The sequence below is a fragment of the Paracoccus angustae genome (assembly GCF_042648745.1).
Classification (GTDB): Bacteria; Pseudomonadota; Alphaproteobacteria; order Rhodobacterales; family Rhodobacteraceae; genus Paracoccus; species Paracoccus angustae.
In genome coordinates this window covers 21195-35369 of sequence record NZ_JBHRXY010000029.1, presented here as the reverse complement: position 1 = coordinate 35369, position 14175 = coordinate 21195, and the positions used below count along the sequence as shown (strand labels likewise).

The window sequence follows — 14175 nt, the reverse complement described above, 5'->3', positions numbered from 1 at the left end:
CCGCTCTCCGGCATGTATAAGGTGCCGGAGAGCGGCTCCCGTATCGCACAGGAGCCAGGAAGAATCTTAAGACAAGCTTCCGTGTATCGGCTGCTGAAGTCCTATGACCTCATCACCAGCCCGGCCTATGTGGTGATCAAGGCGGGGGACGAGTTCAGGGACAAGACCACTCGGCCAAACGAGATGTGGCAGACCGACTTCACCTATCTCAAGGTGACAGGCTGGGGATGGTTCTACCTGTCCACCGTCCTCGATGACTTTTCCCGCTATATCGTTGGCTGGAAGCTGTGCACCACCATGAACGCGGACGATGTCAGCGCGACGCTTGATATCGCGCTCGCTGCATCCGGATGTGACAGCGTCACCGTGCTGCACAAGCCCCGGCTGCTCAGCGACAACGGCCCCTGCTACATCGCCGGTGACCTGGCCAGGTATCTCGAAGAAAATGGCTTGGATCACGTTCGCGGTGCCCCCAACCATCCCCAAACGCAGGGCAAGATCGAGCGCTGGCACCAGACCCTCAAGAACCGCATTCTGCTGGAAAACTACTATCTGCAGGGCGAGCTTGAGGCGGCCATCGCGGCCTTTGTCGAGCATTACAACAACCACCGCTATCACGAGAGCCTCGGCAACCTCACGCCCGCTGATGTCTACTTCGGACGCGGCCCGGCCATCCTCGCAGAAAGAGAGAAGATCAAGAAACTGACCATCCAGAACCGGCGCTTGAACCATCAGCGCCAGGCAGCATAACCTCAACCCACAGAGCCAGAGCCCTCCAGACCAACATCAGGCCGCCTGTTCCAAATCATTCGACGACGGACAAAATTGGGCTGCTGCAAGAAAGGCTCGCTGGCGTTGATCTCGCGGTGGTCTCACGGTGAGGTATGAGCAATTTATTCAGCCTGATTAGGGGCTCCGGTGATCGCCGACGGCTCTTGTGCCAGATCAGCCCTCGGATCTGTGGTCTCCTCCGCGACAGCGGCTTTGGACTTGCGGCCTTTGGCTGGTGTTGAACTGGCTGTCTCGTCTTCGGAAACGGCCTTGGCTTTTCGCCCGCGCATTGCCTTTGGTGCCTCCGCACTGTCTTCCGCCACAACCTTGGGCTTGCGGCCCTTGGTCCGGGGGCTCGTTTCCGCCGAGACCTCGGTTTCCGCTTTAGCCTCTCGTCCTTGCCTTGCCTTCGGAGCCTCCTCGGCTTCTTCCTTCACGGGCTTTGGCTTGCGTGTGCGGCGTTCGGCTGTGGGGCCAGTCGTTCCGTATCCGTGGGCTTCGTCCTCCGCGGCGATCTCGCGTTCTGCCTGCGACCAATGCTGAGCATCCCGGCCATGGGGACGACCTTCTCGCTCCCATATGGCGTGCGCCCGATCCTGGATCCGTTGTGTGCGTTTTTCACTCATCAGAAGTCCTCGTGTCACTAGGCTGGCATCTTCCGTCCGTCACAAGAGGATCCAGATCGCCGGCGGTTCGATACTATGCGTCCCAACGTGGCATGGTGCCAAAACGTTGCCATTGATTTCTGGGAAACAGACCTGATCCTGATGCTGGATGACGGCAGTCGAACCTGCTTCAGCATGTCTCTAGCGCGCCAGACGCGACTTCGCGGCGACTACCTTGGCGCATTGCAGGGTGGCCGCTTGTAACGAATGCCGCAAAAACCTTGTTCGCCACGGCGGGACTGCTTGAGAGCCTGGAGGAGGGCTTTCTGCCAGCGTCGAACGCGGAAATCTTCATTGCAGCCTGCTGCTGTCTTCGCTTCTGGAAACGGCAAATGGCCGCGTAAAGCAAGAGGGCCGCTATGGCGCCCCTTCTTCCTTTTCCTTTGCGACAAGACCTTGCCAGCGTGCCTGCCCGCAACGAGGGGTGAGATCAGGCGGAGGCAAGACCGCGTCCACGCCTGCGGAACCCTGAAATGCGTTCCGAAGTTTGCCTCAGGATCAAAAGGGCCAATCATGGATGGATCACTCTTGAGCATGATTGTGGCAGATGATCGCCCCGCCCTCACGCAGATCATGGTTGCAGTTCCTGTCAGAAACGAAGCAAAGCGACTGCCACAGTTGCTTCGGGCTCTGGCCGCGTCGGCGATGCGATCCCCTGTTCCCGTAACTGTTGTCATTCTCGCTAACAACTGCACCGATCACAGCACGGAGATCGTCCGGTCGTTTGCCCATCCTTCGCTTCGTCTAGAGTTGCATGAGATCGAGTTTGCTGATGCCCATGCCGGAATTGCGCGGCGTAAGGCGATGGACCTTGCCGCGCGCGCGGGCGCTCTGATCCTGACCACGGACGGAGATGCAGCGCCTGACCCCCACTGGATCGCCGCGGCACTCGACGCCGCCCATGCGGGTGCTGATCTGGTCTGCGGCAGGATCGATGCGGACTGCCGTCATGTTCTTGCCACGTCCACCGGACAACGGGTGACAGCGGCGGAGGCGGCCTATGGCAACCTCCAGCACGAGCTGCGTCATGCCATCGACGTTCTGACGGAGCGGCAGGGACCTCAACGCCCGCACTATATCGAGTCAGGAGCTTCCATGGCGATCCGCGCTGATTGCTATCAAGCGATCGGTGGCCTGCCCAGGGTTCGGACCAGCGAAGACCGTGCCTTGGTGCATCATGCCGAGGTGCATGGCCTGACCATTCGTTACGCCTATGAGATGAACGCCACTGTCTCAGGCAGGCTACACGGGCGCGCAGAAGGCGGCATGGCGGAAGCCCTGCGTCATCGCATGCAGGAGGAGGACCCCCTGGCGGATCAGTCAATGCTGCCGGTGCATCTCCTGGCTGAGCTGTGGGATCGGACGGTTGCCGGGTGCATCCTGCCCTTTCCCAGCCGTGCCCATCCTGTTGGCCCCCGGCTGCGGGCCTCCGACCTGGAGGCAGGACTGCCAGCTCTGGAACGATTGATCAAAGAAACGGTGCGCCCGCAGATGTTGCTGCACCAGGAGCAGGCCGCATGATCGATATTGCTCATGCGGCGCAGCTTGTCGCCGTGGCACCGTGTGACGGAAACGATGGACCATCGGGCCGCACCCTGGCCGCTGCGCTGAGACAGGGGGGACTACCGGAGGCCCGTCTTTCCACGGGCGAGCTGTTCGATGCCTTGGTTGCACTGGGCAGAGCGAACCTCTCAGCCGGCAGGATCTTCGAAGGCCACGTGAACGCAATCAAGCTGCTCCACCTGTATGGCTCGGGCGAGAGACCAAGCGGCCTGCTTGGCATCTGGGGCGCCGACGGCCCTGACCCGGTCAGGATCGAGGACGGCATGCTTCGAGGACAGAAGCTTTTTGCCAGCGGTGCGGATGTGCTTGATCATGTCATTGTCACCGCAAAGGCAGAAGACCAGCTGCAACTTCTGCTCTTCAGCCGCGCTCAATTGGAAGGGCGGCTTTTTCCCAAGGAATGGAAAGTGTCGGGGATGCAGGCGACCGCCTCGGGGCGCTGCAATCTGGACGGGATTTCCGCGGCCGAGGCGGTCTGGATCGGCGAGCCCGGAGACTATCTGATCGAGCCGCACTTCCAGGGCGGTGTGTGGCGCTATGCTGCCGTGCAGCTTGGTGCAATGCGGGCTCTGACAGCGATAACGACCGAACACCTGGAGCGTCGCCAGCAGCAGGCGGCGCCCCTACAGGCCATGCGCCTGCGCGCCATGGTGACGGCCTGTGAGACAGTACGATTGTGGCTTTGGCAGGCTGCGCTTGCCGTTGAACGGTCCGATGCCTCACCTGAGGATGCAGAGGCCTCGATCCTGGCGCGCCTCTTGACCGCCGAGGAAGCAGTTGCGCTGATGAACGCCATGGATCAGGCTCTTGGTGCAGCATCCTTTGCGACAGGCCATCCTGCCGATCGCATTCGCCGCGACCTTAGCTTCTATATTCGCCAGGCCAATCCCGATGGCCTGGCCCTGGGTGCCATGGCCCGTATCCTCGAAACGCCTCTCCTGCGCGAAAGATGGATCGGATGAGCGGCTTTCTCCAGCACCTTGGTGCGCCCATTGGCGTGGACGAACTGCTCGAAGGCCGGCCTCTGGTCGTGCTTGCCCCCCATCCGGATGATGAGACATTGGGCTGTGGAGCCCTCTTGGTTGACGCAGCAGCCCAAGGGGCGTCCTGCAGCGTGATCTGCGTCACCGACGGCAGCCGGTCGCATCCCAAATCCACAAAATGGCCCGCTGAACGGCTTGCCGAAGAGCGCCGGCATGAGCTTGAGGCCGCCGTTGCGATCCTGGGAGCAACGATGCACTGGTTGGGGCACCGAGACTGTCAGGTGCAGATGGACGCGGATATCTCCCCTCTGATCCCGCAGGATGCGCTGCTGCTGGCGACGTGGGAGGGTGATCCGCATGTCGATCATCAAAGCGTGGCGCAGCTTGCACAAAAGATGGCCAGGCCGGACGTCGTGCTTGCCTACTATCCGATCTGGGGCCGCTTCACGAACCTCACAGCCCGGGCAAGACCAATCGTGGCGTCAAGTGCCGCGCGTGAGGCGAAGAGGCGGGCATTGGCCTGCCATCGCAGCCAGATGACGCCCTTGATCGATGATGACCCCGAAGGCTTTGTCATGGAAGTCTGGCGGCAGGAGCACTTCCTCACCCACCCGGAGATCATCATTGCCGCTTAGCGAAACCCTCGCTCACTTAGCCGGGCTATATGCGGCAAGCGAGGATCCGTGGAACCACCGGTCCAGTCCTTATGAGGCAGCCAAGTACGAAGCCACCCTGGCGGCAATTGGGCCTGGTCCATTTGAGAACGCCCTCGAGATCGGCTGCGGCAATGGCGAACTGGCCCGCCGCCTCGCGCCCCGCTGCCGCCGCCTGACCGCGATAGAGTGCATTCCCGCCGCAGCCAATGCGGCTCGCCATAGTCTTGCCGAGTTTGTGCAGGCAAAGGTTCTGCAAGGCAGTGCACCCGCATCGCTGCCGGAGATGCAGCCTGATCTCGTCCTTCTGTCAGAGGTGCTTTACTTCATGACGCCACAGGAAATCGCGTTGCTGGGCCAATGGCTGAACAAGCACGCAGCAGGCCTCATCGTTGCGGTGAACTGGACAGGCCCTACGGACGAGCCGCTCAAGGGCGCGGAGGCCGTGGGCCTGCTTGAACAAGCACTTGTCACGAAGCGGACGGATTGTTTCTCAGGTTTTCGGATCGATGTTCTGGCACCAGTTGGTCGCGCATGTGACTGACTTCCACGCGGAAGCGGAAGTCCTTGAACTTCATGCTGTCGAAGCGCGAATGCCTGAAGCTCAAGAGACCGCCGGCACCTTATTGCTCCTCACACAATTTGGTACACGGCTGCCATTCTAAAGCGCAAACGTTCCATCCTCTCCCGGTCCCGCTCCGTCCAGCGTGACCCCATTCCGTGTCACCTCGATCTGGCGCTTGTGGCCCGCCACTGTGATCGTAGCGCTGAAGCCGGGCCAGTCGGGCGGCAGGGCTGGTTCGATCCGCAGCCGATCGCCGCCTTCAGGGACGATGCCCAGGATGCCTTCGACTGCCGCGCGGTACAGCCAGCCGGCGGAACCTGTATACCAGGTCCAGCCGCCGCGCCCAGCTTTCGTCCCCTCGCCATAGACATCGGCTGCGACAACATAGGGTTCCACACGATAGCGGTCGGCATCGGCCCGGTTCTCGGCGTGAGAGATCGGGTTCAGAAGATCAAACAGCCGGTGCGCGTCGGCACCCCTGCCCATTCTGCCCAGGGCATAGACCATCCAGCTTGCGGCGTGAGTGTATTGGCCGCCATTTTCCCGCACGCCAGGGGGATAAGCTTTGATATAGCCGGGTTCCTTGTCGGTATTCTCGAAAGGGGGCGTGAAGAGCTTCAACGCCTGTGCGTCTTGGTCCAGCAGCCAAGTCAGGGCGGCATCAATTGCCGGTCCCACCCGGTCAGGCCGCCCCGCCTTCGAGATGGCGGCCCAGCTTTGCGCGATGGAGTCGATGCGGCATTCTGCTGAGTCCGCCGAACCCAAGGGGCTGCCGTCGTCGAAATAGCCGCGCCGATACCAGGCGCCATCCCAGCCTGCGGCATCCAGTGCCTCGGCCACCGCCGTGCGGTGCGTGCGCCAAACGGCGGCACGGTCATTATCACCTCGTGCCTCGGCCAAGGGGATGAACGCGTCGATGGTGGCGCACAGGAACCAGCCAAGCCAGACACTCTCGCCCCGTCCTTCTTCGCCCACCCGGTTCATGCCGTCGTTCCAGTCACCACCCAGCATGAGTGGAAGCCCGTGCGATCCAGTCCGCGCCACAGCCAGATCCAGTGCGCGGGCGCAATGGTCGTAAAGGGGCGCGACTTCGCCTGATTGCTCGGGTGTCAGGAAGTTGTCGTGCTGGCCCGGTTCCAATACAGGACCAGTGATAAAGGGCACGGGTTCGTCCAGGATGGCCCGGTCGCCAGTCAGGCGGACATAGCGTTCAGTGATGTGGCCCAGCCAGATGACATCGTCCGAGATCATCGTCCGCACCCCGGCGCCGCTGGCGGGCAGCCACCAGTGCTGCACATCGCCTTCGGTGAACTGACGCGCCGCCGCGTTGAGGATCTGTCGGCGGCACAGGTCCGGGTCGTGCAGGATCAGGGCCGAGGTGTCCTGCAACTGGTCGCGGAACCCGAACGCGCCCGAAGCCTGGTAAAAGGCCGACCGCGCCCGGATCCGGCAGGCCAACGCCTGATAGGGCAGCCAGGTGTTGACCATCAGGTCCAGCTTCGGGTCAGGCGTCTGGACTTGAAGCGTATCCAGAAACCCGTTCCATTCGACCGCCGCATGCTCCAGCGCCTTCGCCACCTCGGCCCCGCTGGTGACGGTGCGCAGCAGGTCGGGCAACTCGGCCTCCGGCGCATCGGCAAGGGCGAAGATCACTTCGGCTGTCTCACCGGGGTTCAGCGTCATGCTGGTCCGCAGGGCCAGACAGGGATCACCGCATGTATCGGCCGAACTGCCGGGCCAGGCAGCGGCCAGTGCATCGGGGCGGCGCAGATCGCCTGCGCCCAGCACCGCGGCACGCGAGGCAAGATGCCCCGTCACCGGCCTGTCGCAGGCAAGCCCCGCAGCGCGTCCCGGAAACTCGACAGACCAGGCATTGCCAGCGATGACCGTGTTGCCGTCAGCGCGGGCGCGAATCATCGGCGCAGTGCGGCCCCGGTCGTTACCCAGAACCAGTTCGGCATAGGCCAGGCAATCAAGGTCCAGGCGGTCGCGCCCCCGGTTCGTCACCCGCAGTCGGGTCAGCTTGGCCGGACCGCGGGCGGCCAGCACCTGCACGGCATCAAGGTCCACCCATCCGCTCCAGGACCGAAAGCGGCTGAAGCCCAGTCCGTGCCGCGCTTCGTGGATGGCGCCCGGATCGGGACAGACTGCCGCAAAGGGCGAGGCGATGCGCCCGGTTCGTCGGCAGCGCAGCAGGATCGCCTCGCCGGGACGGTTCTCAACCGGGTCGTTTGACCACGGTGTGATCTGGTAGTCGCGCGAGTTCACCGCCCAGGTAAAGCCCGCGCCTTCGGCAGACACGTGAAAGCCAAAGTCGTCACGGGCAATCACATTGATCCAGGGCTGGGGCGTGGATTCACCGTGGCGCAGGCGAATAACGTATTCGCGTCCGTCGGCGGAAAAGCCGCCATAGCCGTTGAAATGGCGCAACTCCTCGGCCGGAAAGTCGGGCAGGGGGGACGGGGCGGCTGGAGCCGGGGCAGGCAGGGTCAACACCGCCGGACGGGGGGGCGTCGCAGAAGTGGTCTCGACCCGTGCCAGTTGTTCGGACAGCTTGCCGTTCCGGCTGTGCAGCACCACGCGGGCCACCGCCAACAGCCCCCGCAGCGCCGCAGGGTCCATCTGGTCCTGGCGCAGCACAAAGACGTGGCGCGCGGCGGGGTCGGGATGCCCGGCCCGGATAAAGGTTTCGCACAGCGTGGTCAGCGCGTTCTGCAAGTCCTGGATATAACTGGACGCGCGGTCGTTCAGGATCACCAGATCGGCCCGAACCCCGTGATGTCGGAAATAATCCTGCATCCGGAGAGCCTTGCGGACGATGGGCAGGTCGCTTTCCGTGTCGATCCGCAGCACCATGATCGGCAGGTCGCCCGAGATGCCCAGCCCCCACAACCCGGATTGGCGACCGACCGCCTTGCGGATTTCGGGATCCTGCACGCCCATGCTGCCGTCAGGCCAGATCAGTTGGCAGGCATAGGCGCGGAACACTGCCGCCTCGACCAGCGAACTGTCCATATGACGCAACTGCACCTGCGACCGGGTCCAGGCCAGCCGGCTTTCGTGATCGTAGACGGCACGGTCCGCGTAGTGGCCCAGGGCAATTTCGAGCGACGTCGGGTCGTCCGCTACGATGGTCCAGAAGGTCACAACGGTCTCCTTGCCCGGCGCAATGCGAACACGGCGGCGCAGCGCAAAGATCGGGTCGAGCGTGAAGCCCTGTCCACCCGCCAGCCGGGCGCCGGGGTCCATCGCGGCCGGGCGGGTGATGTCGCGCCCGCGGCCGATGAACGCCCGGCGATCCGTCTCGGCCCCCAGGGGGGTGCCGCCGATGGCCAGATGCCCCAGATGCAGGACGGGTTCCGACCCGCGGCGGTTGCGGCGGGCGAAAACGGCGCTGCCGTCGCGCCCGATCGCGGTATGCACGAACATCTTGGAAAAAGCCGGATGGGCAAGATCCGCCTCCGGTCGGTCCAGCACGATTTCGCCATAGGATGTGATCTCAATCACGCGCGGCCGGGCGGACCGGTTGCGCAGCGTCAGGCGCATCCCCTCGGCTTGCGCCTCGGAGGCGACGATCATCTCCAGATGGCATTCGATCCCATAGGCGGTTTTCAGGAATTCCGCCTTGTGGTCCGAGAAGATGGTCTGCGCCTCCTCGGACGGGGCGGGTTTTGGTGCAACCGTCGCCGACCACCAGTCCTGCGTCTCAGTGTCGCGCAGGAACACAAACAGGCCGTCGCGATCCAGCGTGGGATCGGGGCGCCAGCGGGTGACGGCACGGTCTTCAAGTCGCGACCGCCCGGTGCCGGTGGCCGTGACCATCCGGGAATAGCGCCCGTTCGACAGCACGCCGATGGCACGCGGCGCCTGGCCTGGGTCTTCCACCACTGTCTGGGCGGCAGGGGCCAGTTCCGCATCGCTGCCCGTCAGTCCACTATCGGGTGTCGTGCGCGTGATGGGCACGATCTCACGCGGTGCCTTTTCCTGAAGCAGCAGTTCGGCTGCGCGGATCACCGGATCATCGTGGAAGCGGTCGCGGTGAATGCCTTCCAGCACGGCGTTGGCAATGGCTACGATGGTCATGCCCTGGTGGTGGGCCATGACGGTGCGGACCACAGCCAGGTTGGCCCCTTCGGGCAGACGGGCCGGGGTAAAGTCAATAGCGTCGAAAAAACCGTGCCGCCCCAGGGCGCCGATCCGCTCCAGTCGGTCAAGGTTCGCGACCGCGGCTCGCGGCCGGATCTGGCTGGCCAATGCTGTGGCATAGGGGGCGATCACAAGATCATCGGTTCCCGACCGCTTCAATGCCAGCGTGGGCACGCCAAAGGCATAATACTGATAATTCATGTCGCGATCGCGGGCGTTAAACGCGCTCTCCGACACGCCCCAGGGGACCCCCCGCGTGCGGCCATGATCGATCTGCTGATCCACCGCCGCCTCGCAGGCTTGTGCCAGCAGACTGCCCTGGCGTTCGTGCATGACCAATGGCGGCATCAGGTATTCAAACATCGAGCCGGACCAGGACAGCAGGGCGCCACGGGCGCCCAAGGCGGCCACCGGCCGGCCCAGCCGAAACCAATGTTCGTTCGGGGCGTCGCCCTTGGCGATGGCAAACAGGCTGGACAGCCGCGCCTCGGAGGCCAGCAGGTCGTAGCAGCTTTCGTCCAGCTGGCCGGTATCGGCGCGAAAGCCGATGGACAAAAGCCGCCGCTGCGGGTTCATCAGAAAGCCGAAATCCATGCCAAAGGCCAGTGCGCGGGCGCGTTCGGACAGAGCTGCAATCCGTTCCTGCACCTTTGGGGCATTTCCGGGCGGGCGGATCGCTGCTTCGCAGACGCGTTGCAGCGCGTCGGCCCACCAGATCAGGTCGCTGCCATTGTCGTCGATCTCGGCGACATAGGCCTCGGCGAACTGGCGGATGTCGCTTGCGATCACCGCCAGGTTCAGGCCGCGCACGGCGGCCAGTTGCGGTTCGGCCAGGATGTTTGCATAGCTTTGCGCAAATCCCTCGATCCGTTCCTGAACGCGGCGGCGCAGCGGCCGCAAGGCGCGGCGGTCGTCGGGGATCGCCTGTAACTGGCGGGCCAGCACGTCCAGCACGTCGCCAATGCCCTGCGGGTTGGTCGGCACATGGACAATGGCCCCATGCGCCCAGCCCCGCAGGGCCGCGGCCAGCGTGACCAGATGCCCTGCCAGATTGCCGCTGTCCACGGAGGATATATAGCGCGGCTGCAACACTGACAGGTCGCGCGTGTCATACCAGTTGAACAGATGACCGTTCCGCTTTTCCATCTGCTCCAGCGTGGTCAGCGTGGCCTCGATCCGATCCAGTGTTTCGGGCAGGCCGATCCAGCCGAAATCGCGGGCCGACAGCGTGGCCAGCAGATACAGCCCGACGTTCGATGGCGAGGTCCGTTCCGCCACCTTCGGGTCCGGCGAGTCCTGGAAATTGTCCGGCGGCAGGTGGTGGGTATCAGAGCCTACGAACTCCTCGAAAAAGCGCCAGGTGATGCGGGCGGTGCGGCGCAGAGCGGCGGCGTCTGCCGGGGCAATGTCTAGCCGATCATGGGTTTCCAGCGTCTTGCTGGTTTCCCAAGCAATCCAGGGCGCACCACCCCACATAAGCGCCAGAAATCCCGCCAAAGGCAGGTTCGTGGGGTTGAGCAGTGCCACCAGCAATAGTGCCGCAACCGCAACCGCCGGTGCGGCCGCCATCTGCCGCAGGTAATCGTAACGGCCGCCCACACCGCTGGCTGCTACCTCGGAATTGCTGCGCCACTCCAGCAGGTTTCGTCGGCTGACTCGCATCCGGTGCAGGGTCCGGCCGATTGCGTCAAGCGCCAATGCCGCCTGGTGCGGCATGAAGGACAGGCGCAGCAGCATGGCGGAAAGTGCTTCGCCCGCCTCGGCCAGCAGTACCCGCAAGTGCCGCCGGGTCGAGACGGATGGATGTCCGGGCACCAGCCCGGAGTAGAAGCTAATCAGCGGACCCAGAAACAGGGTCAACATCAGCATTACCTGCCACCGCATCGCCGCGCCGGGCGCCAGCGTCAGCCAGCCCGCGACCGAGGCGAGGATCCAGGCGGCGGGCAGCAGCGACCGACGCAAGTTGTCAAGCATCTTGAAGCGCGCTAACCCGTCCAGCCCGTTGTTTCGTGCGATCACAAACGGCAAAAGCTGCCAGTCCCCCCGGATCCAGCGGTGCTGGCGCGCGGCGTCCACGTGATAGCGGACCGGGAAATCCTCGATTACCTGCACATCTGTGACCAGGGCCGCGCGGGCCAGAGCGCCTTCAAACAAGTCATGGGAGAGGACAGTGTTTTCCGGGATACGCCCCTCGGTCGCGCGGGCAAAGGCATCCACGTCATACAAGCCCTTGCCGGTGAAGCTGCCTTCGCCGAACAGATCCTGATACAGGTCGGACACGGTGAAAACGTAGGGGTCCAGCCCCCGGTTGGCCGAAAAGATCCGCTGGAAGACCGAAGCCTCGTCCCCCGCCGTCAGGGATGGCGTGACCCGCGGCTGAAGGATTGCGTACCCTGCGACCACCCGGCCCGTGGCGTCGGCTATCGGGCGGTTCACCGGATGGGCCAGCTTGCCTGCCAGCGCCGACACCGTATCGCGCAGCAGGCGCGTGTCGCTGTCCAGCGTCAGCACGAAACGCACATCGGCAGGGGGGCGCAGGCCAGTGGCCATGAAGGAAGTGTCGGTGTCCCCGCGCAAAAGCGCGTTCAATTCGGTCAGCTTGCCGCGCTTGCGTTCCCATCCCATCCACACACCTTCCTGCGGGTTGTGGATGCGGTGCCGGTGCAGCAGATAGAAACGACGTCCGGTGGCCGCATAGCGGAGAGCCAGCCTCTCGATCCCGTCGCGCGCATGGGCCAGCAGCAGGGTATCATCGGGGCGGGTTTCCGCGGTGTGGTCAACCCAGTCCGACAACAGCGCGAAGTCGACCGCCCCCAAAGGATTGGCGAGGTAATGGAGTTCCAGGTTTCGCAGCAAGTCGTCGGTTTCATCGCGTGAGGTCAGCAGGCAGGGGATCACGACCAGCGTCCGAGCCGTTTCGGGCACCCCGGCGGTGAAGTCATAAGCGGGCAGGCGGCGGGGTGGAAACAGCCGCGCGGCAGTGACCTGCGCCACCGCCAGCGCTGCTTCCGACGCGGGGAACAAGGCCAGCACGAACAACAGCGCCGCCAGCCCGATCGGCGCTTCCAAACCCTGCACCATCAGCGCCGCAACCGCCAAGGTCAGGACAGTGACGGGTCCTACCAGCATCGGCCAGCCCCCGCGGCGGATGCCGCGTCGTAACCGCTGGGCCATGGTCGGGCGATAGTGGATCCGTGCTTCCAGATCCTGCAGCCCGTCACCCATCAGGATCCGCCCAGGGTCTGCCCCGTCCGAGGCCGAAAGCGCCGCTTGCGCCACCGCCACCTCGGTGAGGTCGGACCGGCGGGCCAGCCGCTCGATCTGTTCGCGATAGGCGTTTCGGGTGGGATTGTCCAAGGCCGCATAGTCCGGAGCGCGGCGCAGTTCGCGATCCACGGCTGAGACGCTTTCAAACCATTTCAGCCAGTCGATCTCGTCGATCAGGCGCAGGCTGCGGATGATGTTGCCCACGGTGACATTGCCGCTGGACTGGCGCGCGTGTTCGGCGGCCAGTACTGAGTCCGGGGTTTGCCCCGCCTCGGCCAGCCGCGCTTCCAGCCAGTCAAGCGCCGTGGCTGCCGCGCCCGACCCGTCGCGCAGGCGGTACAGCATCTGCGCGGCAAAGGTCGCGTCACGGGCCGCCGCCGCCTCGGGCGCCAAGGCTGCGGCAGCCTCGGGGACGGTACCCCCCATCAGCCGGTCGGCCAAGACGTTGGCGGCGGCACGCTTGCGACGGCCGTCCTCGATCCGGTCGGCCAGGCGGCGCAGGTTTTCCAGCAGCACAAGGCGCAGCAGCGAAGGGACTGCCCAGATCTCCCCGATCGTCAGGTCCAGATGCCGCTGCATCCCGCCAACAATCTGGCTGAGGCTTTCCAGCGTGAGGGCGGAGTTAGTGAGCGCCACATGGGTCCAAGCCAAAGCCAGGACGCGCGGGACAGTCTCACCTCCGGCCAGTTGTAGGGACGGCAGGCTGCGATAGACCTTTGGCGCCAAATCGCGGCGCAGGTGGCGAAAGGTTTCGTCGACGACATGGTGATTGTCCAGCAGCCATTCGGCGGCGGGCGTGACAGCGCCCTTGTCGCGGACCTCGTTCAGGATTGACAGATAGGTGGCGCGTACCGCCGCGCGGTTGTTGGTCAGCCGATCGGGAAAGGCAAAGGGGTGCCAGGCGGGCAGGGCGGGCGCGGACGCAGTCCCCAGATCAGACCCAGCCTGGGCCGGGCTACGGTCCAGCCAGACGTCATGCCGGATCGGTGCCGGCAGTTCAGCCCATTGGGGGGTGTGGCGGGAATTATCAGGACGGATGGCGCCGCCCGCCCTTGGGCCACGGACATGAGATGGGCTGAAGATCACGAATACCGCCTTCGCCGAAAAGGGTGTCACTGGGCGAACGAACCGATCAGGCCGCAGTTCCTTGCTTTCTCTGCGCCGGCGGGGAAGGCGAGACATCCCAGAAGGCTTGCCGGCAACTGTTATCACTTCTTCGCGGTGTGACCTTTCGCCCGGAGAGGGCCAATGGGAAACATATCCTCGCCGTAATGGTGCAGCTTGACGTGGCAGCGGCGGCACAGCCAGCGGACGTCCAACGGCTCGTCATAGCGGGCATGATGGGCATCGACACCGTCGCGGCCGCATACCTCGCAGCCCTGCATGTGCAGCGTTCCCGCCAAGAGCGCCCGCTGAACCGCCAAATGGGCCCGTGTACTTGGCCAGACTGGCGCGGCGCCAGTTGGCCTGGCTCTTGAGCAGGGGCGGACGAAAGGTTTCCGGATCATCCGGCATCACGGTACCGCCTGGCGCGCCAGCATCCGATACACAGCCAGCCGCGA

At 64.3% G+C, this 14175-nt stretch carries 8 protein-coding genes; 5 read left to right on the top strand and 3 right to left on the bottom strand.

The features are described 5' to 3' along the window. Positions 1-750, top strand: a 750-nt coding sequence (locus tag ACFOM8_RS18665) for a transposase (RefSeq protein WP_377763729.1), incomplete at its 5' end; no start/stop codon positions are given. 143 nt (positions 751-893) lie between these two features. On the opposite strand, the gene ACFOM8_RS18660 is transcribed toward ACFOM8_RS18665, so the two are convergent. Beyond that, positions 894-1397, bottom strand: a complete 504-nt coding sequence (locus ACFOM8_RS18660) for a DUF2934 domain-containing protein (RefSeq protein WP_377763728.1) — start codon at positions 1395-1397, stop codon at positions 894-896. Positions 1398-1970: 573 nt separating this feature from the next. On the opposite strand from ACFOM8_RS18660, the gene ACFOM8_RS18655 reads away from it, so the two are divergent. The 4 genes from ACFOM8_RS18655 to ACFOM8_RS18640 are packed head-to-tail and all read left to right on the top strand — an operon-like array spanning position 1971 to position 5179. Then, entirely contained in the window at positions 1971-2957 is a 987-nt protein-coding gene (locus ACFOM8_RS18655; protein WP_377763732.1) for a glycosyltransferase, read from the top strand. Next, positions 2954-3961, top strand: a complete 1008-nt coding sequence (locus ACFOM8_RS18650) for an acyl-CoA dehydrogenase family protein (protein WP_377763726.1) — start codon at positions 2954-2956, stop codon at positions 3959-3961. The genes ACFOM8_RS18655 and ACFOM8_RS18650 overlap by 4 nt, the downstream gene beginning before the upstream one ends. Beyond that, positions 3958-4617, top strand: coding sequence for a PIG-L deacetylase family protein (locus tag ACFOM8_RS18645; protein WP_377763725.1), 660 nt, complete (start codon positions 3958-3960; stop codon positions 4615-4617). The genes ACFOM8_RS18650 and ACFOM8_RS18645 overlap by 4 nt, the downstream gene beginning before the upstream one ends. After that, positions 4607-5179 (top strand): SAM-dependent methyltransferase, encoded by a 573-nt coding sequence (locus ACFOM8_RS18640; RefSeq protein ID WP_377763723.1) that lies wholly within the window; start codon positions 4607-4609, stop codon positions 5177-5179. Before ACFOM8_RS18645 ends, ACFOM8_RS18640 begins: the two co-directional genes overlap by 11 nt. Before the next feature lie 117 nt (positions 5180-5296). Here ACFOM8_RS18640 and ACFOM8_RS18635 read toward each other — a convergent pair whose 3' ends face one another. Together ACFOM8_RS18635 and ACFOM8_RS18630 are read right to left on the bottom strand one after the other, a co-directional pair. Further along, positions 5297-13699 carry a GH36-type glycosyl hydrolase domain-containing protein gene (locus ACFOM8_RS18635; RefSeq protein ID WP_377763722.1) on the bottom strand — a complete coding sequence of 2801 codons (8403 nt, stop codon included), beginning with the start codon at positions 13697-13699 and terminating at the stop codon, positions 5297-5299. Positions 13700-13821: 122 nt separating this feature from the next. After that, complete coding sequence (locus tag ACFOM8_RS18630) at positions 13822-14037, bottom strand: hypothetical protein (RefSeq protein WP_377763720.1); 216 nt, start codon at positions 14035-14037, stop codon at positions 13822-13824. Between the last annotated feature and the right edge of the window lie 138 nt (positions 14038-14175).